This is a genomic window from Nannocystis pusilla, from assembly GCF_020073745.1.
GTDB lineage: Bacteria > Myxococcota_A > Polyangia > Nannocystales > Nannocystaceae > Nannocystis > Nannocystis radixulma.
In genome coordinates this window covers 251,770-274,070 of the sequence record NZ_JAIRAU010000047.1, presented here as the reverse complement: position 1 = coordinate 274,070, position 22,301 = coordinate 251,770, and the positions used below count along the sequence as shown (strand labels likewise).

General features: G+C 72.3%; 18 protein-coding genes. 11 read left to right on the top strand and 7 right to left on the bottom strand.

Annotated features, from left to right (window positions below):
- Window positions 1–165: 165 nt before the first annotated feature.
- The 3 genes from K7C98_RS34270 to K7C98_RS34260 all read right to left on the bottom strand — a co-directional run bounded on the left by K7C98_RS34270 (window position 166) and on the right by K7C98_RS34260 (window position 2,336).
- On the bottom strand, window positions 166–480 hold the full coding sequence (locus tag K7C98_RS34270) for a YfhL family 4Fe-4S dicluster ferredoxin (protein WP_224196055.1): 315 nt from the start codon (window positions 478–480) through the stop codon (window positions 166–168).
- 137 nt (window positions 481–617) lie between these two features.
- Window positions 618–1,034 (bottom strand): hypothetical protein, encoded by a 417-nt coding sequence (locus K7C98_RS34265; RefSeq protein WP_224196054.1) that lies wholly within the window; start codon window positions 1,032–1,034, stop codon window positions 618–620.
- A gap of 27 nt (window positions 1,035–1,061) precedes the next feature.
- Window positions 1,062–2,336 (bottom strand): hypothetical protein, encoded by a 1,275-nt coding sequence (locus K7C98_RS34260; protein ID WP_224196214.1) that lies wholly within the window; start codon window positions 2,334–2,336, stop codon window positions 1,062–1,064.
- A 145-nt stretch (window positions 2,337–2,481) separates the two neighbouring features.
- Here K7C98_RS34260 and K7C98_RS34255 point away from each other — a divergent pair, with 145 nt between their 5' ends.
- From K7C98_RS34255 to K7C98_RS34220, 8 genes are all read left to right on the top strand, one after another.
- Window positions 2,482–3,654: a hypothetical protein gene (locus tag K7C98_RS34255; protein WP_224196053.1), complete on the top strand. Its 1,173-nt coding sequence runs from the start codon at window positions 2,482–2,484 to the stop codon at window positions 3,652–3,654.
- Between the two features lie 6 nt (window positions 3,655–3,660).
- Complete coding sequence (locus K7C98_RS34250; RefSeq protein WP_224196052.1) at window positions 3,661–6,114, top strand: TonB-dependent receptor family protein; 2,454 nt, start codon at window positions 3,661–3,663, stop codon at window positions 6,112–6,114.
- Between the two features lie 40 nt (window positions 6,115–6,154).
- Window positions 6,155–6,637 (top strand): PepSY domain-containing protein, encoded by a 483-nt coding sequence (locus K7C98_RS34245; RefSeq protein ID WP_224196051.1) that lies wholly within the window; start codon window positions 6,155–6,157, stop codon window positions 6,635–6,637.
- A gap of 15 nt (window positions 6,638–6,652) precedes the next feature.
- Window positions 6,653–7,573: a methyltransferase domain-containing protein gene (locus K7C98_RS34240; RefSeq protein ID WP_224196050.1), complete on the top strand. Its 921-nt coding sequence runs from the start codon at window positions 6,653–6,655 to the stop codon at window positions 7,571–7,573.
- A gap of 25 nt (window positions 7,574–7,598) precedes the next feature.
- Window positions 7,599–8,621 (top strand): hypothetical protein, encoded by a 1,023-nt coding sequence (locus K7C98_RS34235; protein ID WP_224196049.1) that lies wholly within the window; start codon window positions 7,599–7,601, stop codon window positions 8,619–8,621.
- 119 nt (window positions 8,622–8,740) lie between these two features.
- Complete coding sequence (locus tag K7C98_RS34230; protein ID WP_224196048.1) at window positions 8,741–9,580, top strand: hypothetical protein; 840 nt, start codon at window positions 8,741–8,743, stop codon at window positions 9,578–9,580.
- Between the two features lie 236 nt (window positions 9,581–9,816).
- Entirely contained in the window at window positions 9,817–10,449 is a 633-nt protein-coding gene (locus K7C98_RS34225) for a hypothetical protein (RefSeq protein WP_224196047.1), read from the top strand.
- Between the two features lie 218 nt (window positions 10,450–10,667).
- Window positions 10,668–11,918 carry an aminotransferase class V-fold PLP-dependent enzyme gene (locus tag K7C98_RS34220; RefSeq protein WP_224196046.1) on the top strand — a complete coding sequence of 417 codons (1,251 nt, stop codon included), beginning with the start codon at window positions 10,668–10,670 and terminating at the stop codon, window positions 11,916–11,918.
- Window positions 11,919–12,067: 149 nt separating this feature from the next.
- Here the strand turns inward: K7C98_RS34220 and K7C98_RS34215 are convergent, their stop codons facing one another.
- Together K7C98_RS34215 and K7C98_RS34210 are read right to left on the bottom strand one after the other, a co-directional pair.
- On the bottom strand, window positions 12,068–12,658 hold the full coding sequence (locus K7C98_RS34215; RefSeq protein ID WP_224196045.1) for a hypothetical protein: 591 nt from the start codon (window positions 12,656–12,658) through the stop codon (window positions 12,068–12,070).
- Window positions 12,659–12,821: 163 nt separating this feature from the next.
- A complete protein-coding gene (locus K7C98_RS34210) occupies window positions 12,822–13,178 on the bottom strand; it encodes a Spx/MgsR family RNA polymerase-binding regulatory protein (protein ID WP_224196044.1) in 357 nt (118 codons plus the stop codon).
- A 214-nt stretch (window positions 13,179–13,392) separates the two neighbouring features.
- Here K7C98_RS34210 and K7C98_RS45185 point away from each other — a divergent pair, with 214 nt between their 5' ends.
- From K7C98_RS45185 to K7C98_RS34195, 3 genes are all read left to right on the top strand, one after another.
- A complete protein-coding gene (locus K7C98_RS45185; RefSeq protein ID WP_224196043.1) occupies window positions 13,393–14,859 on the top strand; it encodes an OmpA family protein in 1,467 nt (488 codons plus the stop codon).
- A gap of 79 nt (window positions 14,860–14,938) precedes the next feature.
- Window positions 14,939–17,830, top strand: coding sequence for an AMP-binding protein (locus tag K7C98_RS34200; protein ID WP_224196042.1), 2,892 nt, complete (start codon window positions 14,939–14,941; stop codon window positions 17,828–17,830).
- A 513-nt stretch (window positions 17,831–18,343) separates the two neighbouring features.
- On the top strand, window positions 18,344–19,168 hold the full coding sequence (locus tag K7C98_RS34195; protein ID WP_346660325.1) for a pirin family protein: 825 nt from the start codon (window positions 18,344–18,346) through the stop codon (window positions 19,166–19,168).
- Between the two features lie 85 nt (window positions 19,169–19,253).
- Here the strand turns inward: K7C98_RS34195 and K7C98_RS34190 are convergent, their stop codons facing one another.
- Together K7C98_RS34190 and K7C98_RS34185 are read right to left on the bottom strand one after the other, a co-directional pair.
- Complete coding sequence (locus tag K7C98_RS34190) at window positions 19,254–21,209, bottom strand: ATP-binding protein (RefSeq protein ID WP_224196040.1); 1,956 nt, start codon at window positions 21,207–21,209, stop codon at window positions 19,254–19,256.
- A 132-nt stretch (window positions 21,210–21,341) separates the two neighbouring features.
- Entirely contained in the window at window positions 21,342–22,295 is a 954-nt protein-coding gene (locus K7C98_RS34185; protein ID WP_224196039.1) for a serine/threonine-protein kinase, read from the bottom strand.
- Window positions 22,296–22,301 lie beyond the last annotated feature (6 nt).

The following is a 22,301-nucleotide window of genomic DNA, read 5'->3' as shown; positions in this document are numbered from 1 at the left end:
GGCCCGCAGCGGAGATCCGCGACCGAGCACGGGCGCCGATCCTCGGGACGCGGGGAGGGGATCTCCTGCGCGACAGCCGGTGATCAGGTCGCGACCAACGCGAAGAGCGGCGCCCTGGCGCCGCCCGTAGGTATCGAAGATCGCGGCGGGTCGCGCCGCGGTGGGTCACTTCTTCTTCGCGCTGCGGAACCGGCTCAGATCGCTGGGCAGGTCGGCCACCGCGGGGAAGCTCTTCTCGGGGTGCAGCTTGCGGGCGCGCTCGAGGAGGGTGTCCTCGGTCTCGCGGCGCTCGGGGTCGGGGACGCAGCACTCGACCGGGCACACGGCCTGGCACGCCTCGTAATCGTGGAACCCGACGCACTCGGTGCAGAGGTTGGGGTCGATGACATACCGGTCGTCGCCCTCCGAGATCGCCTCGTTGGGGCACTCCGGCTCACACGCGCCGCAGTTGATGCACTCTTCAGTGATGTGGGTCGCCATGGGTAAAACTGGGCTCCTTCCGGGCCGGGGCCACGCGCCCGCAGTGTGCCACGCCTGGACGGCGGCGGCGCAGCGGGACGCGAGCGGCGAGATGTGACCTTGCGTCAAGATCGCGCACGCCGGGCAGGAAGTGGAGCTCAGGTATCCAGCAGGGCCTCGATGTCACGGCGCAGCTCGCGGAAGCCCGCGAGCACCCGCTCGGCCTCGGTGGCGCGGGCTTCGTCGTCGCCGGCCGCCGGCTCGGAGAGGACGGCGAGCACGTAGGCGCCGCCGACGAACGCGCAGCAGAGTCGTCCGTGACTTGCCTCAATCAAGATCTCACACTGGCCTCGGCCGCGATCTTGGAACCACGAGCTCAGTCGTTCGGCGGCCCGGTCGAGCTGGGCGCCGAGGATCTGGACCTCGAGGGCGGAGGTGCGGGCCTCGTCGAAAGCGAGGTCGACGGTGTCGCCCTCGTTGTCGCTGAGCACCGCGCCGCGGGCCGCGGCTTCACGCGTGATGTAGTCGGCGAGCACGCGGCCGAACTCGCTGTATCCCGGAAAAATCTCGGCCATGCAGTCCGGACATATTGCCGCTCGCGCCTAGGTCTCGTCATCGCTGCCGGTGCAGGCGGCGATTCCGAGCAGGGTCTGGTACATGCAGGTGGTGTCGATGATCCGCTGGCTGATCTCCATGGCCGCCGCGTCGTCCTCACCCGTGCGCACAAGCTCCGCGTAATCCTCCCAGTCGGCGAGGTAGGCGTCGGTGTTCAACATCGCCGAGGACATCCCGGCGACGATGAGCTTGGCATAGGTGCGCCCCTCGACCGCGCCCTTGTAGCTCGGCGGGATCCCGAGGCCCTCGCCGAACGCCTGGTCGGCGTAGTTGCGGGTGCGCTTGGCGAACGCCTTGTCCATCTCGAAGGCGACCACCGTGCCGTTGATCATGGCCGGGTCGCCGGTCAGCATGCCCTCGATGACGGCGATGCCGGGGGTGTTGCGGCCCTCGAGCCGGTCGCGCACGATCCCGAACACGCCGAGCGCGCGCGCGGCCTGGGTGGCGTCGGCCGCGTCGGCGGCGGCGATCGCCTTGCCGATGATGTCGCGGTGGGCGGCGCGGAACAGGGTCTTCTCGATGATCTGCTTCTGCGGGGGGATCCGCCAGTCGTCGATGGCGGTGGCCGGAGCGTCGCCGCTGATGCCGTCGTGGCCGGCGGCGAAGGCGGCGTCGATGTCGGCGACGATCGGGTCGCCCTCGGTCTTCCAGCCCTCCTCCTGGGCCCGGGTGGCGAGCAGCCGCAGGCCGCCGTCCCACACGCAGTGGGCCTCGTCCCAGGCGGCGTACTTGTCCTCGGCGCCGGTCTCGACGGCCGAGAGGTTGGCCCGCAGCTGGAACATGAGGGCGGTGTAGAGGTGGCCCTCGGCGAGCGCGGCCCCGGGGGCGTCGTTCTGCATGAGCGCGGCCGTGATGGCGCTGTCGTCGTCGCGCATGTTGCCGGTGTCGATGGTCTGGACGTAGATCTTGAGCGCGTCGCCGTAGGCGGCGGTGGCGGCGGCGGCGTCGGCGTCGGCGGTGGCGGCGAGGAAGGCCGCGGCCCCCGTCATGGCGTCCTTGCAGGCCTGGCTGGCGTGGTCGCCGAGGGTGTGCGGGTTCAGGTCGCCGCCCGGCTCGCCGGTGGTCCCGGCCGTCGGCTCGTCCTCGGTGGTCGTCGGGGCGGCGGTCTCGGTGCCGTCGGTCTCGGTGCCCGGGTCGGTCGCCGGCTCGTTGGTGGTGGGCCCGGCGGTCTCGGTGTCGGTGCCGTCGGTCGCGGATTCATTGCCCGGACAGGCGGCCAGACCGAGCGAGAGGGCGAGTAGGGGAAGGCTGCGCAGGTGCATGGAAATCTCCTGAAAGGGCGAGCGGGGGCGTGCGGCCGGGTCATAATGAAAAGGAAAATCATTTGCAAGGTCATTGACGTCCTGTTTCTTGGGTGGAATTACCTGCTTGACCCCCGGCGGACTGCGGTGTAGAGAACACCGGTAAATGAAAACGATTTTCAATATTGCCCTCGCCGGCGTGGCGACGGTCGCGTCGGGCTGCGTCGGCTACGAGCCGATGATGCCGGACACGTACGAGGGCGAGGGGCTGCCGCCGGAGGTCGACCTCTGCGAGGGCTGTCCCGAAGACCAGCCGCTCCGCGGCGAGCTGATGCTGCTGGTCAACACCAAGCCGACCGACGGCGACGCCAACTTCACCGCCAACTTCCCGCTCGACGCCGAGGGCCGCTACGTCGGCAACGCGCTCTACCTGTACGACCCGTCGAAGCCGTGCAAGGACGGCGGCTGCCTGAGCAAGCTCGGCAACCTGTGGCTCGACGACAAGATGGGCCCGATCTCGATGTCCGATCAGTCGCTGCTGCGCTTCACCGTGCGCGACCTGGCCTGGCACGCCGAGAAGGGGCTGTGGGGCCTCAGCTACGACCCGCTCAACGACGAGTGGGGCCTGATGACCCTCGGCGTGCCCGACTGGACCCGCGCCGACAACCGCATCGAGAGCGTCCGCTACGCCTTCAAGTACGGCGACGTGAAGGACCCGGCCACCGACGCCTGCTACTGGCGCCAGAGCATGACCGGCCTCGAGTTCGTCGGCGACACCCTGTTCGCCGCCTCGGCCGGCAAGCCCGGCAACGGCCTCGACGCCCGCGGGGCGCTGTTCGAGCTCGACCCGGCGTTCCTGGCCGAGCCCAAGCACTGCGTGCTACCGAGCGACATCAGCCACGACCCGCTCTATTACGCCTGCGACCCGATCTGCTCGATCCACGCGCAGTTCGAGGAGAAGGTGGGTGTCTCCGGGGACATGGTCCCGGGGCCAGGCGGTGACGTGCTCGCGCTGGTCCGCGGCGAGATGTCGGAGACGCTCCCCGAGGGCCGCCACGAGCTGCTGCGAGTCGCCGCCTCCGGCGAGATGCCCGAGCCGCGCGCGTACGGGCCGTACATCGACGACATCCCGGCCGGCTTCGAGATCGAGGGCCTGGCCCGCGTCCAGGGGGCGATCTACGCCGTCGGCATCGGCGGCACGGTCTACAAGATCACCGAGCCGACGGCCGAGGCGCCGTCGGCCTGGCGCTTCGAGGTCCACGACGAGCTCGGGCCGCTGTTCACCGATCCCGATCGCAGCCTGCGGATCCGCGGGGCCACGGCCGTCGTCGTGCCCTGAACCGCCGTGTCGCCGCTCGCGTACAGCCTGGCCCTGCTGCTGGCCGTCGACCCGCGCGCGTACGACGGGCCGGACGCGGCCCCGGACGTGCCTGCTCCGGAGGACAGGCCCGATTGGACATTCTCTCGAGAGCCTGCTCTGAAGAGCATGCCCGAAGAGACAGGCAGTCCGACGGTCACCGCCCCGGCGGCGCCCGAGCCCGAGGAGCGGCCGCTGCCCGCCGGCGCCAAGGTGCTGCCGGGCGAGTCGCGCGACATCGAGGTGACGACCGACCTGCTCGGCCGCTCGACCCGCGTCGACGCCCACCGCCACGCGGGCGGGCGCGCGGTGGTCGACGTCGACCAGTCGAAGGCCGAGGGCGCCAGCGGGGTGGCCGAGCTGCTCGACAAGGTCCCGGGGGTGCGCGCGGTCGAGGGCGCGTCGGGGCTCGGGACGTCGGCGACGAAGCTCAACCTGGCGGTCCGCGGCGCCGACCCGCGGCTGTCGGAGCAGGCGACGATCCTGCTCGACGAGGTGCCGGTGGCGCCGGCCCCGTACGGCGCGCCGTCGATGGTGCTGTTCCCGCTGTCGCTGTTCCAGATCGCCCGCGTCGACACGGTGCGCGGCGGCTCGTCGGTGCGCTTCGGGCCGTGGACGTCGGGCGGCGTGTTCAACATGGTGTCGCACCCGATCCCGAAGAACCCGACGGTGTCGGTGTTCGCCCAGTCGGATCACTTCGGCGACGCCGGCGCGGCGGCCTCGTACGGCGGCACGCACAGGGGCGTCGGCGTGTACGTCGAGTACGCGCCGCGGTTCGGCAAGACGTACCGCGAGCACAGCGAGTTTCAGAGCCACGGCGGGATCGTCAAGCTCCAAGTGCCGGTGACGAAGCGCGTCGAGCTGCTGTCGAGCACGCACCTGTTCTGGGAGAAGACCAACCTGCCGGGCGGCCTCGACTCCGACGTCTACAGAGACGACCGGTTCGCCAGCAAGCGCCCGTTCGACACGTTCAACGGCCACCGCGAGGGTACCAGCCTCAAGCTGCGGTGGACGCCGAAGGCCGAGCACGAGCTGCAGGTGATCGCGTTCTACAGCCACACGCTGCGCCGGGTGGTCCAGGCGACCAACGAGGACCGCAACCTCGGCGCGGCGCCGACGTTCCTGCTGGTGCAGCCGCGCGCGTTCGACGTGGTCGGCGTCGAGCCGCGCTACGCGTTCCGCGTGCGCCACCGCGGCGGCTTCCACGACATCTCGATCGGCACGCGCGGCGTGTTCGAGGCGGCGCGGATCCGCGGCTTCCGCGTCGAGTTTCCGGGGCGCCCCGGCGACCCGCTGCAGGCCGACGGCGACGCGCGGGTGTGCCCGCGCGGCGCGGTGCTGCCGGAGGGCTCGCCCAACGCGCTGCGCTGCTTCGACGGCCGGATCGGCGGCTACTCGCTGTACCTCGAGGACAAGATCTACCTGCTCGACACCAAGCTGGTGCTGACGGCCGGCGTGCGGCTCGAGCTGACCAAGCAGAGCTTTTACAACGTGCTCGAGGGCGTGAGCTACCCGCGGCCGTTCTACGGCGGGCCGCTGCCGGCGGCGTCGCTGTGGTACGGCGGCGATTACGTCGGGCTCTACCTCGGCTACGGGCGCTCGTTCGGCGCGCCGAGCTACCTGTCGGGGGCGATCCAGCCGATCAACCCCGGCGAGGCGATGGGCCGGGCGCTGCGCTTCATCAAGCCCGAGCTGGCCGACACCGTCGAGGCGGGCGTCAAGCTGATGGAGCTCGGCGGGGTCTACGCGACCGTCGACGGCTGGTACCGCTACTTCAACAACCTCCGCGACGAGGGCGAGAACGCGATCGACGTCATCCCGGCGGCCCACACCTACGGCGCCGAGGTCGACGTCGAGTGGCTGCCCGGCGAGGTGTGGGAGAAGGTCGAGGGGCTCGAGTTCAACGCCGGCTACGCCTACAACGGCAGCCGGGTGCTGCGCGACCTCTACACCGGCAACCGCATGCCGTGGTATCCGGCGCACGAGGTGTGGGGCTCGGCCAGCTACGAGGCGCCGTTCGGCCTGCGCGTCGGCACCAAGGTCGAGTGGGTCGACAGGCAGTACACCGACTACGCCAACTGGGACGCGCCGCGCGCGACCGGCGAGGTCGGGACGATGCCGGCCTACACGCTGATGGGCGCGTGGCTCGGCTACCGCACCGCCCTGCCGCAGGGCTGGCGGCTCGAGGCGACCGTCGGCGTCAAGAACTTGCTCGACGAGGTGTGGTTCACCCGCTCCGACGACATCAACGGCGGCATCCTGCCGATGCGCCCGCGCACGTTCTACTTCAACCTGGGGTTCGCCCACGAGTGGATCCGCGGCAAGGCCGGCGAGCAGGCGCGCATGCGCTGGAAGTCCGGCAAGGTCAACCGCCGGGTCTGGACGGCCGGGGTGCGGCGGATGGAGCGGTGGTTCTGGCGCACCTGGGGGGCCACGCTGTGAGGACATGTCGCAAGGGGCATGAACGAAGGAGCATGTCCGTATGAGCATGCGCCGGAGGCTGTTCAAGCTGCACCAGACGGTCGGGGCCGGGCTGGCGGCGGTGTTCGCGGTGATCGCGTTGACGGGGGCGATGCTGGTGTTCCGCGGCTGCACGAAGGTGCCGCCGCCGACCGCGCCGGTGGTCGAGCGGCCGCTCGCGCTGGAGGCGCTGCTGGAGCGCGCGCAGCGCGAGGCCGGCGACGAGGTGATCACCGACATCGGCCTGGCCACCGAACCCGACGCGCCGTGGGTGTTCTGGCTCGACGACGACGATGAGACGGTGCTCTACCTGGCCGGCGACGGCTCGCTGATCGAGCGCCGCCGCACCGCGGGCGGGCTGACGCAGCTGCTGTTCAAGCTGCACACCGGCGAGATCGTCGGTCTGCCGGGGCAGGCCGCCGCGCTGCTCGCGGGCCTCGGGATGCTGGCGCTGGTGGCCACCGGGCTCGGTATGATCGCCAGCCGCCGCCGGTCGCGCGGCTGAGCGAAAGGACAGACGATGCACCTGGTGCTGCAAGAGCCCGAGATCGAGGGCGTGTCGATCCTGTACAGCGTCGAGCGCCTGGTCGCGCACGTGAAGACGCGCTACCAGGACGCGGTCGTCGCCGACACCAGCGCCTACGGGCGCATGCTGTTCCTCGACGGGCTGGTGCAGTCGGCCGAGGCCGACGAGGCGCTCTACCACGAGGCGCTGATCCACCCGGCGCTGGTGCTGCACGGGTCGCCGCGCCGGGTGCTGGTCGGAGGGACAGGCGAGGGCGCGTCCCTGCGGGAGATCCTCCGCCACGCTTCGGTCGAGAAGATCGTGTCGGTCGACCTCGACGCCGAGGTGGTCGAGCTCAGCCGGCGGTTCCTCGAGAAGTGGCACGCCGGCAGCCTCGACGATCCCCGCGTCGAGCTGCGCACCGAGGACATCTTCGACACGCTGCGCCAGGCCGCGCCCGGCAGCTTCGACGCGATCGTCCTCGACGTCACCGACCCGACGGACGAGGGGCCCTCGGCGGCGCTGTTCTCGACCCGGTTCTTCGCGCTGGTGCGGCGCGCGCTGGCCGACGACGGGATCTGCGTGCTGCAGGCCGGCGAGCTCGACCCGCTCGACCTCAAGCTGGCCCGCACCGTCCGCAGCACGCTCGAGGCGGTGTTCCCCCACGTCCGCTTCGCCCACGGCTTCGTGCCGTCGTTCCACTGCCTGTGGGGCTTCGCCCTGATGTCGCGCCGGCCGCTCGACGCCGACCCGCCCGACCTGGCCCGCCGGATCGCCGCGCTCGGCGAGCTGCAGTGGTACACGCCGACGGCCCACCGCGCGGCGCTCGAGCTGCCGCCGATCCTGCGCCGCCGCCTGGCCGAGCCGGGGCAGGTGATCACCGGCGAGGGCGAGCTGCTGTCGTATACGACAGGTCATAAAGGACATGGCGATTGAGCCATGTCTGAGAGGACATGTCCCAGTGGTCTGGAGCAGGACGAACCAGCTGATCGCGGCGGCGGCGGCCGAGCTCGGGGCGCGGGCCGAGCCGCTCGGGCGCGAGCACACCGACTACTTCATGCGCCTGTCGCACGGCGAGCGCTCGGCGATCGTCAGCAAGACGCGCTCGCCGTTCCTGACGCAGGTGGCGCAGGGCCTGGCCAACAACAAGCACCTGAGCCGCGAGCTGCTGCGCGCGCGCGCGCTGCCGTGCGCCGAGGGGGTGCTGGTCGACGAGGCCGGCGACATCGCCGGGCCGGTGGTGCGGGCCCTGCTGGCGCGTCACGGGCGGCTGGTGGTCAAGCCCAACTGGGGGAACCGCGGGGTCGGGGTCGCGACCGATGTGCGCGACCTGGCGACCCTGGCGCGCGCGCGCGAGCGGGCCCGCGCGATCGACCTCGACGAGGAGGTGCTGGTCGAGCCGTTCATCGCCGGGACCAACCTGCGCGTGGCGGTGATCGCCGGGGAGGCGCTGGCCGCGGTCGAGGTGGTGCGGCCGACGTTGCAGGCGGGGCGCAGCGCGGCGGCGCAGGTGGCGGCGCTGAACCGCGACGCGCGGCGCGGGACGTGGTCGACGCCGAGCCTCTGTCCGATCGACCAGATCGAGGCGGACGAGGACCTCGCCGGTCACCTCGAGGTCTATGAGCTCGACCTCGAGGCGGCGATCCCCGACGGGCGTGAGGTCGAGATCACGGGCGACGAGCTCGCCGTGATCGATCGGACCGAGGAGGTGCACCCGGAGTGGCTGGCGGTCGCGGCGTCGGCGTGCGATCTGCTGGGGGTCGATGTCGGCGGGGTCGACCTCCGCGGGCCGCTGGCGGCGTTCGCGGGGCCGCCCGCGGCGGCGCAGGGCTCGGCGCTGCTGCTCGAGGTCAACGTGGTGCCTGCGCTGCACCTGCACGCGCTGCCGACCGAGGGGCGCGCGCGCCCGGTGTTCGCCGCGTTCGTCGCCTATTGCCTGCAGCTGCCCGGCGCGCCGCCGCCCCGCGCTCAGGTCCGCGTGTAGCTTCACGAGCGGGCCCGACCGCGCAGGGGCGTCGCTGGCCACACGCGGCTGCGGGCGTCGCTTGTCGCGGTGAGGCCTGTCGGCTATGCCCGCGACGAAGGAGCTTAATTATGATGATCATGAACACGCAGGGTCGGATGGCGCGAGCTGCGAGTTGCGCGGCGCTGGTGCTCGGGCTGGGTTGCGGTCAGAGCGGCGGGACCAGCGAGGGCGGCGAGTCCGGTCAGACCTCGGAGAGCACGGCGACGAGCGCCGACACGAGCTCCGGCAGCGCGACGCTGACGGGCTCCGGCGGGCCGACCGAGACGGGAGGCAGCGAGGGGCAGACCGAGTCGGCGACGGGCGAGACGACGACGACGAGCACGAGCAGCGAGACGACGACGACGAGCACGAGCGGCGAGACGACGGCGGGCACCACCGCCGAGACGACGAGCGGCACCGCCGGTCCGGACACGACCGGGGAGACCAGCACCGGCGGCAACCTGTGCGACGACTTCGAGCAGCCGGGGTGCATCGAGAAGGGCTGTCCCGAGGGACAGACGTGCGAGATGGGGGTCGAATGCGTGCCGTCGGCCTGCAGCTGCGATCCGGTCACGCAGCAGATCAACTGCACGCCGGACTGCGGCGGCGGCACCTGCGTGGCGTCCTTGTGCGACCCGGTGGTCTGCGACCTGTTCTGCGAGTTCGGGTTCCAGAAGGACGAGCAGGGCTGCGAGATCTGCGCCTGCAACGAGCCGCCGGCGCCCGACTGCGGCTGCGAGTCCGACGCCGACTGCGTCAAGGCCAGCCCCGGCTGCTGCTCGTGCAACATGGGCGGGGCCGAGGTGGCGGTCGCGGCCGCCTGCCTCGACCAGCTCGAGCCGTGCCCGTTCCCGCCCGGCGAGGTGGTGTGCCCGGCGGTGTACCTGTGCACCGACGCCCAGGCGGTGTGCTCGCAGGGGCAGTGCGTGCTGCAGTGACCCTCCGGGGCATGTCGTGACGGACATGTCCTGAGGGGAATGTCCGAAGGAGCATGGTCCTTCGGGCATGAACCAAGGTCCGGTCCGCTGCGGCCGGGCCGCCGCGCCTCGGCGGGGCGGGCGAGCAGCGGTCCGAGCCGAGGCGTCGCGGGCGGGGGCTCGCGCGTGCCGGTCGCCCGGCTCGCCGGCTTGCTCGCGCGTGCGCCCGGGCCACGCTCGCCGGAAGGAGCGTGGTCATGCGATCTCTGCCATTGGCGGTGGTGTTGCTGGGCGCGGCGCTCGGGCCGGGGTGCGACGTCCTGCCGCCCGGCGTGCCGGTGCGGACGGCCCAGGTGCCGCTCGTGCCGCCCAGTCCGGGCGAGGACACGGACGTCGCGGAGGACCCGTGCGAGGGGTTCCGGCAGCCGGGCTGCGTGCAGGCCGGGTGTCCGGAAGGACAGGTATGCCAGCGGGGCCCGGAGTGCGTGCCCTCGCTGTGCAGCTGCGATCCGGCGACGGGGCAGTCGGCCTGCAGCCTCGACTGCGGCGGCGGGACCTGCGTCGACGCGGCTGCCGTGTGTGAGCCGGTGCCGTGCACCCTCCTGTGCCCGTTCGGGTTCCAACGCGACGAGCGCGGCTGCGAGATCTGCCGCTGCCGGACCGAGCCGCGCTGCGGCTGCAACGACGACGAGGACTGCCAGAAGGTGGTCCCGGGCTGCTGCCCGTGCGACCTCGGCGGCCACGAGATGGCGATCGCCACCGACTGCGTCGACCAGCTGGCGCAGTGCCCGGTGCCGCCCGACGAGGTGCCGTGCGTCGCCATCGACCAGTGCACCGCGAAGGTGGCCCGCTGCGTGGCCGGGGAGTGTGTGCTGCAGAACTCGCTGTGAGGCCGGCGAGGTGCGAGACGCTGTTCGCGGCCATGGTTGAATGGACATGTCGGTTGGGGCATGTCCGAACAGGCATGGTGGAACAGATACGACGGTCGCGACCTCGGCCGTGCGCGCTGCCGCGCGGCGGCGCTCGGGGAGCGCGGTTCAGCGCGGCGGATCGATCCCCCGGGAGGGCGCGCGGCGGTCTACTGTGGACCGATGGCAGAGGGCAGCCGATGACGGAGGCGAGCGGGCGCCGGCCCGCCGGCGAGTCGGTGCTCGGCGCGCTGCGCGAGCGTCCCGAAGACCAGGACCTCTGGGACAGGTTGCGCGTGCGCCAATTCCCCGGGGCGCGCATCAACCTCGACCCGGGAGCGATCGCCACGCCGGCGCAGGCGGTGCGCGCGGCGATGCAGGGGTTCTGGGACGACGAGCTGTTCGCCTATCCCGAAGGACAGGTGCAGCGCGGGCGGGCCGAGCGGCGGCGGGCCCGGGCGCTGGCGGCCGCGCTGTGGGGCGGCGACCCGCCGGCGCTGACGGCCGGGACGAGCGAGGCGCTGCGGACGATCGCGTCGGCGCTGAGCGAGCGGCTGGGCGGGAGCGAGTCGCCGCTGCTCCTCACCAGCGGGCACGAGCACCCGGGGGCGACGGCGGCGTTCGAGCCGGGGTTCCGCGCGGCGATCCTGCCCGACGCGGCGCTGCGCGATCCGGCGGCGGCGGGGGCGATCGCGGCGGCGCAGCGGCCGGCGATCCTGCTGCTGTCGCAGGTGACCTATACGATCGGACAGGTGATTCCCGTGCGGGAGATCGCGGCGGCGGTCCGCGCGGCGGCGCCGGAGGTGTTCGTGATCGTCGACGCGGCGCAGGCGCTGGGGCTGGTACCGCCGGCGCTGACGGGGGCCGACTTCGTGGTCGCGAGCGGGCACAAGTGGTTGTTCGGGCCGCCGGGGGTGGGCCTGGCGTGGGCCTCGACGCGCGCGCGCTCGGAGCTGCCGCTGCTGACGGCGGGCGATGCGAGCGAGGAGGGCGGCTGCGCGGGGCTCGAGCGGCGAGGGGCGCACGACTTCTCGGTCTACGCGGGGCTGGCCGCCGCGCTCGATCTGCACGCGGCGCTCGGACAGGTCGCGCTGAAGCGGAGCCGCACGCTGGCGGCCTGGCTGGCGCGCGAGCTCCACGAGCGACTGCTGGCGGCCGGCGTGGCCCATCAGTTCTTCGATCCGGTGACGGGCGAGGAGCGCGAGACGCCGCCGACCGCGGACGGGTTGCTGGCGACGGTGAGCGTGACGCTGCCCGCGGTCGACGTCGAGGCGGTGTGCGCGTCGCTGCAACCCGCGGGGATCCACGTGCGCTGCGTTCACGAGCGAAGAGCCGCCGGCAAGCGCACGCCGCTGCTGCGGCTGGGCGCCCCCTGCTACGAGAGCACGGCGCGGGTGCGTCGCGCCGTCGATGCGCTGGTCGCCGCGGTGCCGCACGCGGGGCGGGTGTGAAGATGTGAAGCCGCAGGCCGCGAAGTTGTTCGCGTCGCGCGAACGAAGCGACCATGGCGACGACGTTGTCGGCGTTCGCTCGCCGGCGAATCATCCTGGCGACCTCGGGGGACGACCCACTCGGCGGGGTGAGGTCGAGGTCGTGAAGGTCAGCCGAACATGAACGAGAGGCCGAGGACGAAGACGCCGCGGCGGCGCTTGTCGGCGAGGATCCGCAGGTCGTAGTCGGCGCCGAGGGCGAGCGCGATGCCCTTGCCCTTGCCCTTGTCGCCGAGCTTGAACGCGTAACCGAGGCCGACCTGACCGCCGTAGCCGGGGGTGCGCGTGGTGATCTCGCGGGCGACGGGGACGTGGCTGATCACGCCGGCGCCGCCGCGGAGATAGAAGCCGCGCGTGACGTTCACCTGGATCATGGCGTCGAGGCCGGCGCCGACCTTCTGGTCCCTGTCGAAGTAGATCGTCAGGTGGCCCATGGTGCCGAGCGTGACCGCGGGCGAGATGCGGGCGCCGAACATCATGTGCGTGCGCGCGGCGGGCATGACGTCGTTGCGCAGGGGGACGACGGCGGGGCGCCACGCGAACTCGGCGAAGGGACCGCGCTTGAAGTCGGTCGCGACCTGGCCCTCGCTCGCGCGTGCGGGCCGCGGCGCGATCACGGCGATGGTGGCGAGGAGGGCGACGAGGGCGAGCTTGACGGTGGTCGGCAAGCGGACGGGGCGGGGATAGGCGAGGGCTGTCATGGCATACCTGGGGGACCCCGGAGCGCCGTGAACCAAATTCACGGGCGCTGCGGGCCGCTGCGCCCCCAACGATGCGGCCGCGGGCCGACTTACAGCCCTCCTCGCGCCTCCGCCAGCATGTCGGATCCGGCGCGAGGAAGGATCGACATGCCCGGTCGTGGCGCTACGCGAGCGCGCGCGCGTAGGCGTCTGCGGAGAAGCCGACCAGCGCGAGCGCGTCGCGGGTGAAGATCGGGCGCTTGACGAGCAGGCCGTCGGCCGCCAGCGCTGCGATCATGGCGTCGTCGTCCATGGTCTTCAGCCGCTCGCCGAAGCCGCCGGCGCGGTAGGCCTGGCCGGAGGTGTTGAACAGCTTGCGCGCCGGCAAGCCGGAGCTCCGCAGGACCGCGCGCAGCTCGGCGGAGGTCGGCGCGCGGACGGTGAGGTCGACGACGTCGTAGGAGACGTGGTGGGCGTCGAGCCAGCGCCGCGCGTTGCGGCAGGTGTCGCATCGAGGATGGGCGAAGAGGACGGCCGTCATGGCGCGCGGGACCGTACCACGCATGGGCGCTGGCGCGCGCGTCTCGGGCGACACCGGCCCGCGCCTGTCCGAACAAGCAGGCGCGAGCAGGGCTGTCGGCGAGCCGCTCAGGGGCCGTGCGGGGGCTGCCGCTGCCTAGGCAACGCAGACGAAGGCATGTACAAGTTGTCTTGCCGCCTCACGACGAGGCGACGCTTCCCCACGGGTCCGCACCATGTCCAAGCTCTCGCTCCCCGTCGCTGCCGCTGTGGTCCTCTCGTCGCTCTCGCTGCCCGCGGCGGCGCAGGAACCCGAGGGCGCGAAGGCGGAGGGGTCGGTCTCGCTGTCGCCGGCGGGGGCGTCGGCCGCGGGCGACGCGAAGGCCGGCAAGAAGAAGCGCGAGAAGAAGGCCAGGGGCGGCGACAAGAGCGGGGTGCCGTGGATCAAGCGCTACCGGCCGACGGCGATGTCGGCGGAGTTCGGGATCTTCGCCGGCCTGTTCTTCCCGGCCCGCGACCACGAGCTGTACCTGCCGCCGCTGCCGGGCGAGCCGAACAACTGGCAGCCGTACAAGAAGGTCGCGGCCGACATCGGCCTGCGCGCGGGCTTCTATCCGCTGTCGTTCCTCGGCGTCGAGCTCGAGGGCGCGATCGTCCCGACCAAGACCGAGAACGACGACAAGGGCGCGGTGCTCGGCGGCTTCCGCGGCTACGCGATCGCGCAGCTGCCGTACCGGATCTCGCCGTTCGTGCTGATCGGCCCCGGTCTGCTCGGCACGTCGGGGCTCGGCGGCGACGTCGACCCGGCGATCCACTTCGGCGGCGGCGTGAAGTTCTACATCAACGACTACCTGGCGCTGCGCCTCGACGTCCGCGACAACGCGACCGCCCAGTACGCGATCGACGGCGGCCGCACGCACCACCTCGAGGTGCTGCTCGGCCTGTCGTTCGTGCTGCGCAAGAAGCAGAAGCAGAAGGACGACCCGGACAGCGACGGCGACGGGTTCAAGGACTCGGTCGACAAGTGCCCGACGGTGCCGGGCGTGGCGCCCGACGGCTGCCCGGTGGCGGTCGAGGGCGACGCCGACGGCGACGGCTTCCTCGACTCGGTCGACGCCTGCCCGCAGGAGCCCGGCATCGCGCCCGACGGCTGCCCCGAGAAGGACCGCGACGGCGACGGCTTCGTCGACAGCAAGGACAAGTGCCCCGACGAGAAGGGCATCGCGCCCGACGGCTGCCCGCTGCCCGACAAGGACAAGGACGGCATCCCCGACCGCGACGACAAGTGCCCGGCGATCCCGGAGACCCGCAACAACTACCAGGACGACGACGGCTGCGCCGACGAGGTCCCGCGCGCGGTCACCAAGTTCACCGGCGTCATCAAGGGCATCTTCTTCGACGTCGACAAGGACTCGATCAAGAAGTCGTCGAAGTCGACGCTCGACAACGCGGTCAAGGTGCTGAAGGACTTCCCGTCGGTGAAGGTCGAGATCAGCGGCCACACCGACAGCTCCGGCGACCGCGACCACAACGTCGACCTGTCGAAGCGGCGCGCCGACGCGGTCAAGAAGTACCTGGTCGACAAGGGGATCGACTCCGCGCGGATCACGACCCGCGGCGCCGGCCCCGACGAGCCGATCGCCGACAACAACACCAAGGACGGCAAGGCGAAGAACCGCCGCATCGAGTTCAAGCTGCAGTGAGCCGCGGCACTGGCCGCGCGCGCCTGGGCCCGCCGCGCGGCGGGCGGCGCGAGGCCGGGGATCGGGTATCGTCCCCGCCATGCCCGACACGCCCCCGGCCCCCGGCCCGATCGAAGAGGCGACGGTCCTCGCCGTCGTCGGTGAGCTCATCTCCGCCGTCGGCGACGGGCGCGGCCTCGGCAACCTCCGCCTCGACGCCTCGCTCGAGCGCGAGCTCGGCCTCGGCAGCCTCGAGCGCGTCGAGCTGCTCGGCCGCCTCGAGGCCCGCCTCGGCGTGGTGTTCCCCGAGGAGGCGCTGAGCGAGGCCGACACCCCGCGCCAGCTCGTCGCGCTGGCACGCAAGGCCCGCGGGGAGGGCGCTTCGGACATGTCCGAGAGCGCAGGTGCGAAGGAGCATGTCCGAGAGGACCTGTCCCTGCCGACTGACGCGCCGCCGCCGGCCCCGGCGGAGGCGCAGACGCTGATCGAGGCGCTCGACTGGCACGTCGCGCGCGCCCCGGGGCGGGTCCACGTCATGCTGCTGCGCGAGGACGGGCGCGAGGAGCCGATCACCTACGCGGGGCTGCGGCGCGACGCCGGGCGGGTGGCGGCGGGGCTGCGGCGGCGCGGGCTCCGGCCGGGCGGCAAGGTGGCGATCATGCTGCCGACGTCGCGCGGCTACTTCGCGGCGTTCATGGGCGCGCTGCTGGCCGGCGGGGTGCCGGTGCCGCTGTACCCGCCGTTCCGCCTCGACCGGATCGCCGAGTACATCCAGCGCGAGGCGAAGATCCTGGCCAACGCCGAGGCCGAGGTGCTGATCACGTTCGCCCGCGCGGCCCGGGTCGCGGAGCTGATCCGCGACCAGGTGCCGGCGCTCGGGCAGGTGCTCGACGTCGACGAGGCGCTGGCCGACGCCAGCCTCGACACCGCGGTGGCGGCCGACCTGCGCGGCGAGGACACGGCGCTGTTGCAGTACACGTCGGGCAGCACCGGCGACCCGAAGGGCGTCGAGCTGACGCACGCCAACGTGCTCGCCAACATCCGCGCGGCGGCCGAGGGCTGCGCGCTGCGGGCCGGCGACGTGATGGTCAGCTGGCTGCCGCTCTACCACGACATGGGGCTCGTCGGCGGGTGGCTGATGAACCTGTACTTCGGGACACCCACGGTGATCCTGTCGCCGGTGACCTTCCTGGCCCGGCCGGAGCGGTGGCTGCAGGCGTTCTCGAGCTACCACGGCACGATCGCGTGCGCGCCGAACTTCGCGTTCGACCTGTGCGTCAAGCGGGTCGCGGCCGAGGCGATCGCGCCGCTGCAGCTGGGCCAGATCCGGGCGCTGCTCAACGGCTCCGAGCCGATCCTGCCGGCCACCCTCGACCGCTTCGCCGAGCACCTGGCGCCGGCGGGCTTCCGCCGCGAGGCGCTGTTCTGCGCCTACGGCCTGGCCGAGAACATGGTGGCGGTGACGTTCCCGCCGCCGGGCCGCGGACCGCTGGTCGATCGCGTCGAGCGCACGGCCTTCGAGGCGACGGGCGAGGCGCGACCGGCGGCCGCCGACGCGCCTGAGGGGGAGGTGCTGCACTTCGTCGGCTGCGGCGCGGCGGTGCCGAAGCACGAGGTGCGGATCGCCGACGAGGCCGGGGCGGCGCTGCCCGATCGGCAGCAGGGCCGGATCCTGTTCCGCGGGCCGTCGACGTTCAAGGGCTACTACGGCAACCCGGAGGCGACGGCGAAGGTCCAGCTCGAGGGCGGCTGGGTCGACTCGGGCGACCTCGGGTACATGGTGAACGGCGAGCTGTTCATCTCGGGTCGCGTCAAGGACCTGATCATCAAGGGCGGCCGCAACTACTACCCGCACGAGCTCGAGGCCGCGGCGGGCGCGGTCGCGGGGGTGCGGCAGGGCTGCGTGGCGGCGTTCGCCGTCCGCGACGAGGCGGCCGGGACCGAGTCGATCGTGGTGGTCGCGGAGACGAAGGAGGAGCGGCCGGCCGCCCGCGCGGCGCTGCAGCAGAAGATCGGCGAGGCGATCGCGGCGTCGGTCGGGATCCCGCCGGACCGCGTGGTGCTCACGGCGCCCGGGGCGGTGCCGAAGACGTCGAGCGGCAAGATCCGCCGCGGCGACACGCGCAAGCTCTACCTCGCCGGCGAGCTCGGGCGCGGCCACGGCTCGTTCGCCCGCCAGGCGGCCGGGCTGTACCTGCGCGGGCTGCCGCGACGCGCCCGGGCGCTGGCCGGGCGCGCCGGCGAGGTCGCGTACGGCGGCTTCGCCCTCGGCACCTTCGGCGGCATGCTCGCGGCCTCGACCGCGGCCGGGCGCTTCATCCCGTCGGGCGCGCCGCTGCGCAGGTTCTCGCGCCAGGTCGCGCGCGCGACGATGGCGACCATCGGCCTGCGCCCGAACGTGACTGGCCTCGAGAACATGCCCCAAGGGCCATGCATCCTCGCGCCCAACCACTGCAGCTACCTCGACCCGTTCGTGCTGCTGGCGGCGCTGCCCGACACGATCCGCTTCGTGGTCAAGGGCGAGTGCCGCGACAACCGGGCGTTCGGGCCGCTGATCCGCCGGGCCGGTCACGTGCTGATCGAGCGGCTGCAGGCGGAGCGCGCGCTGGCCGGGCTCGAGGCGGTGGCGGAGGTGCTGCGCGCGGGCGCGCCGGTGGTGGTGTTCCCGGAGGGCACGTTCAGCCGCGAGGCCGGGCTGCGGCCGTTCAAGCTCGGCGCGTTCCGCCTGGCCGCGGAGACCGGGGTGCCGGTGGTGCCGATCGCGCTGCGGGGCACCCGCAACGCGCTGCACGACGGCACCTGGCTCCCGCGACATGTCCCGATCGATGTCCAGGTGCTCCCGCCGATCACGGCCGAGGGCAAGACGCTGGTCGACATCGTCCGCCTGCGCGACCTCACCGCCGACGCGATCGCGGCGCACATCGACGAGCCCCGCCTGCACGCGGTGATGGTGGCGGGGATCCAGGGCCTCGACCCGAGCGAACGCGGCTGACCGCGGCGGGCGCGAGGAAGTGATCGGCTCGTCGCGCACGCCGCGTCCGCCGGCCGATGTCCGGCGGGCCGGCGCCACGAATGCACCCGGCGCCCGCCGATGAGCTCGGGTCGGGCCCGGGTCGTCGGCTGCGTGTCGCGGCGCCAGCAGGATCGGGCCGGTGGCGCGGAGGAGTGAAAGTTGCAGGAGATGTGCGGCTGGCTCGTGTCTTGCTGTCACACTCGAGTCCTGTGTTTGCGCCGGCTCGCGGCCGCGTCGGCTGGTTCCAGGGCGCTGCTCGCGGCGGTCGGCGGGCAGGCCGCGGCGGACACATGACCGATCGGTCAGGCCGCCGACGCGTGACATGAGGCCCATCGCCAGGAGGTTGAAACGGTGTGCGCGCGGGACTAGCGTCAGGACGTGTCACCGACGCGTCGCGCGCTCTTGAAGGCCGCTCCCGCTCTGATCTTCGCTGGTTGCACGCCGCCGTCGATCACGACACCGGTGGTGAAGAAGAGCGCGAAGCCGCGAGAGGTGACGGCGGTGCATCCGTTCCAGCCGTCGCGCGACGGGGCAGGCGTGACGATCCGGCGCGCCCTCGGTCACCGCGGCCTGCCGGACCTCGACCCGTTCCTGCTGCTCGACGAGATCCGCAGCGAGCGGCCCGACGAGTACCTGGCGGGGTTTCCGGAGCATCCGCACCGCGGGTTCGAGACCGTGTCGTACGTGCTCGCGGGGGCGTTCGAGCACCGCGACAGCGTCGGCAACCACGGGCGGATCGGCGCCGGGGCGACGCAGTGGATGACGGCCGGCCGCGGGATCGTGCACGAGGAGATGCCGCGCCAGCAGGACGGCGGCAAGCTGTGGGCCTTCCAGCTGTGGGTCAACCTGCCGGCGGCGGAGAAGATGACGAAGCCCCGCTACCAGGAGCTGGGGCCGGAGACGATCCCGACGCTGACGGTCGACGACGCGCAGGTGCGGCTGGTCGCCGGCGAGCTGGCCGGGCAGCGCGGGCCGGTCGACGGGGTGACGGTGCGGCCGCTGCTGATGGACGTGACGCTCGAGCCCGGAGCCGCGCTGCGCCAGCCGATCGCCTGCGACCTGGCCGCGTTCGCGTACGTGCTCGAGGGCGCGGCCCGGTTCGGCGGCGAGGGCCGCGAATTGCTCAAGGGACAGGTCGGCGTGCTCGGCCAGGGCAACACGCTGGCGCTGTCCAGCGACGCCGGGGCGCGCCTCCTGCTGCTCGCCGGCCGGCCGCTGCGCGAGCCGGTGGCCCGCCGCGGGCCGTTCGTCATGAACACGGAGGACGAGCTGCGCCAGGCGTTCGCCGACTACCGCTCGGGCCGGCTGATCGGCTGAGGCCGAGGTGTCGCTTCGGACATGTCCGCGAGGGCATGTCCCGATGTGCATGCTCGAAGGGGCATGCCCTTCGGCGCATGTCGGTTCATTCGGCGGCTTCGACGCGGGACAGCGCGATCGGCAGGGTGACGGTGAAGGTCGAGCCCAGGCCGGGCGAGCTGCGGGCCTCGATGCGGCCGTGCATCATCTCGGCGTAGTGGCGGCTGATCGACAGGCCGAGGCCGGTGCCGCCGTACTTGCGGGTGGTCGACTCGTCGGCCTGGCGGAACGGCTGGAACAGCTCCTCGAGGCGCGCGGGGTCGATGCCGATGCCGGTGTCCTGGACGGCGATGACGAGCTGTTCGCCGTGCGCGCCGAGCTCGCGGGAGACGCGGAGGCCGACGACGCCGCGGTGGGTGAACTTGCAGGCGTTGCTGAGCAGGTTGATGGCGATCTGCTTGACCTTGGTGCGGTCGAGGCTGACGAGGCCGAGGCCGGGGCGGGCGACGATGTCGAGCCGGTTGGCGTTCTTGTGGGCGAGCGGCTCGATGGTGGCGACGACCTCCTGGACGAGCTCGTCGACCGCGAAGTCCTCGACGAACAGCTCCATCTTGCCGGCCTCGATCTTGGAGACGTCGAGGATGTCGTTGATGAGGTCGAGGAGGTGGCGGGCGGCGCCGCGGATCTTGCCGAGGTCGCCGAGGTCGAGCCGCCGGCCGTCCTCGACGCTCTCGTCCTCGAGCAGCTCGCTGTAGCCGATGATGGCGTTGAGCGGGGTCCGCAGCTCGTGGCTCATGTTGGCCAGGAAGGCGCTCTTGGCCTTGCTGGCGTCGATCGCCGAGTCGCGGGCCGAGACCAGCTGGCCGTTGAGGAGGTGCAGCTGCTGGTTCAGCCGCTCGAGCTCGGCGGTGCGCTCGCGGACCCGCTGCTCGAGCTCGTCGTGAGCCTTGCGCAGGGCCAGCTGGGCCCGCTTCTGCTCGGTGATGTCGGTGAGCACGGCGAGCAGGTGGTCGCGGTTCTGCAGGCGGAAGCGGGCGCCCCGCAGCTCGACGACGAAGGTCTCGCCGTCGCGGGCGGTGGCGATGCCCTCGGACAGGAAGTAGCCGAGCTCGTGGACGGCGGCGCGCATGCGGGCGAACAGGTCGGCGCCGCCGGAGGCCTCGAGCAGCTCGGCGAAGCGGCACCGGCCGAGGTCGGCGCGCGAGCAGCGGAACAGCTGCGAGGCGGCCGGGTTGGCCTCGACGACCACGCCGGTGTGGTCGTCGAGGATGAGCAGCGCGTTGGTGCCGGCCTCGAAGATCCCGCGGTACTGCTCCTCGCGGCTGCGCAGCTCGTCCTCCTGCTGCTTGCGCGAGAAGAAGCCCGGGATCTCGTAGCGCGTGACGTGGCCGGCGAGGTGCGGCCGGCCGTGCAAGTAGTCGTGGATGTAGCCCTCGATGCGCGAGGGGTGGGCCATGATGAAGCGACAGTGCTCGTCACCCTTGGCCCGGCAGAGGATCTCCGAGGCGACCAGCGGGACCCCGAAGCTGGCTTCGCACCAGCCCGACGAGTAGCCCGCGTTCATCACGCACACCGGGAAGTCGGTGCGCTTGCCGGCGTCGATCCACGAGTCCGACTCGAACGAGTAGGGGTGATCGTAGATGAGGTAGAAGCTCTCGTTGGGCACGGGCCGACTCTCGGGCGAGATGTCGACGAAGGCCCAACCCGAGTGCGAGAAGTGGATCGGACCGGCCGACAGCCGCGCGATCGGATCTTGCAACTGCATGCGATCGGCGAGGTCGTTGGCGTCGGCCAGACCCATGGCGTGAGCGATGTCGAACAACAGGCTACGGGCGACCCCCAGGGCCTCGTCCTGGCCCTTGTCGCGGTACAGCCGCTGGACCATCTCGAAGAACTCGACCGACATGGCCCGCGCCCGCACCAGCATGTAGCGCTGGCCGAAGACCTCGATGGTGGCCTTGTCGGGGACGTCACGACGCTCCGCGAAGAAGCGTCCGACGTCCTCTTGCGCCTGCTCGAACAGCGGCTCGAGCTCCGGCGGCACCCGTACGGTCTTCAGCACTCTGCGCGATCATACGCATCGGCGATCGGCGTCGGCAAGCGAGGCTCCCAGGCCGCACCGGGTCCCCGTTCGGGGTCGGAAGGCCGCGCACGGGGGCGACACGGCCTTACACGTCGACGCGAGGACGCGCGGTCACTCGGCGTTCAGCGCGGCCTGCATCGCCCGCGCGCTCGGGTAGCGACGCGCGGGGTCCTTGGCGCAAGCGCGGCTGAAGATCCAGTCGAGCCTGTCCGCAAGTTCAGGCGGCGTGCCGGCCGGCAGGCGCGAGCTCGGCGGCGGCGGCGTCAGGTCGCGCTGGGCGATCAGCAGCTCGTGCAGCGGCGCGCTCGTCAGCTCCTCGAACGGGAGCACGCCGGTGGCCAGCTCGTAGAGGCTGACGCCGACGGCGTAGACGTCGGTCCGCGGATCGATGACGCCGCCGTGCACGGTCTGCTCGGGGGCGATGTAGTTGGGGTCGCCACAGAGCGGGTCGGTGGGGCCGGGCCGCGGGCCGTCGAGGTCGTAGGCGATGCCGAGGTCGAGCAGCTTGGTGGTCAAGAAGCGCGTGTTCGGATCGCGGGTCACGAACATATTGGCCGGCTTCACATCGCAGTGGACGATCCGGCAGTCGTGGAGGTACTGCAGGGCCATCAGCACCTGCGACAGGCCGCGCACGAGCGCCGGCCAGGGGACCGTCCGGCCGCGCGCGCGCGTGGCGTCGAGCAGGCGCAGCATGTCGGTGCCGGGCAGGTACTCCATCGCCATCCACTCGGTCTGGCCGCGCCCGTCGACGCCCATGTCGTAGACGCGCACCAGGCAGGGGTGGAGGAGGCGCGCGCCGAGGATGGCCTCGCGGCGGAAGCGTCGCTGCTCGCGCGCCGGCACGTCGGTGTGCATGACCTTGAGCGCGACGTTCCGCTCGAGCAGGCTGTCGTAGGCCTGGTAGATCTTGCCCATCCCGCCGGCGCCGATCAGGCGCAGGACGGTGTAGCGCTCGAGGTGCTCGAGCGGGCTGTCGATCTCGACCGGCAGCTCGATGACCTCGCCGCCCGGCAAGTGGTCGCCGAGGTCGGAGAGGGTGGGGCGCTGCGCGGTGGCGAGTTCCACGGTTCG

What these genes read in the sequence shown, in the direction of transcription:
- K7C98_RS45185 (WP_224196043.1), top strand. Translation starts at nt 13,393, where the DNA reads ATGTCCAAGCTCTCGCTCCCCGTCGCTGCCGCTGTGGTCCTCTCGTCG.
- K7C98_RS34255 (WP_224196053.1), top strand. Translation starts at nt 2,482, where the DNA reads ATGAAAACGATTTTCAATATTGCCCTCGCCGGCGTGGCGACGGTCGCG.
- K7C98_RS34215 (WP_224196045.1), bottom strand. Translation starts at nt 12,658, where the DNA reads ATGACAGCCCTCGCCTATCCCCGCCCCGTCCGCTTGCCGACCACCGTC.
- K7C98_RS34230 (WP_224196048.1), top strand. Translation starts at nt 8,741, where the DNA reads ATGAACACGCAGGGTCGGATGGCGCGAGCTGCGAGTTGCGCGGCGCTG.
- K7C98_RS34200 (WP_224196042.1), top strand. Translation starts at nt 14,939, where the DNA reads ATGCCCGACACGCCCCCGGCCCCCGGCCCGATCGAAGAGGCGACGGTC.
- K7C98_RS34240 (WP_224196050.1), top strand. Translation starts at nt 6,653, where the DNA reads ATGCACCTGGTGCTGCAAGAGCCCGAGATCGAGGGCGTGTCGATCCTG.
- K7C98_RS34270 (WP_224196055.1), bottom strand. Translation starts at nt 480, where the DNA reads ATGGCGACCCACATCACTGAAGAGTGCATCAACTGCGGCGCGTGTGAG.
- K7C98_RS34260 (WP_224196214.1), bottom strand. Translation starts at nt 2,336, where the DNA reads ATGCACCTGCGCAGCCTTCCCCTACTCGCCCTCTCGCTCGGTCTGGCC.
- K7C98_RS34245 (WP_224196051.1), top strand. Translation starts at nt 6,155, where the DNA reads ATGAGCATGCGCCGGAGGCTGTTCAAGCTGCACCAGACGGTCGGGGCC.
- K7C98_RS34210 (WP_224196044.1), bottom strand. Translation starts at nt 13,178, where the DNA reads ATGACGGCCGTCCTCTTCGCCCATCCTCGATGCGACACCTGCCGCAAC.
- K7C98_RS34265 (WP_224196054.1), bottom strand. Translation starts at nt 1,034, where the DNA reads ATGGCCGAGATTTTTCCGGGATACAGCGAGTTCGGCCGCGTGCTCGCC.
- K7C98_RS34225 (WP_224196047.1), top strand. Translation starts at nt 9,817, where the DNA reads ATGCGATCTCTGCCATTGGCGGTGGTGTTGCTGGGCGCGGCGCTCGGG.
- K7C98_RS34220 (WP_224196046.1), top strand. Translation starts at nt 10,668, where the DNA reads ATGACGGAGGCGAGCGGGCGCCGGCCCGCCGGCGAGTCGGTGCTCGGC.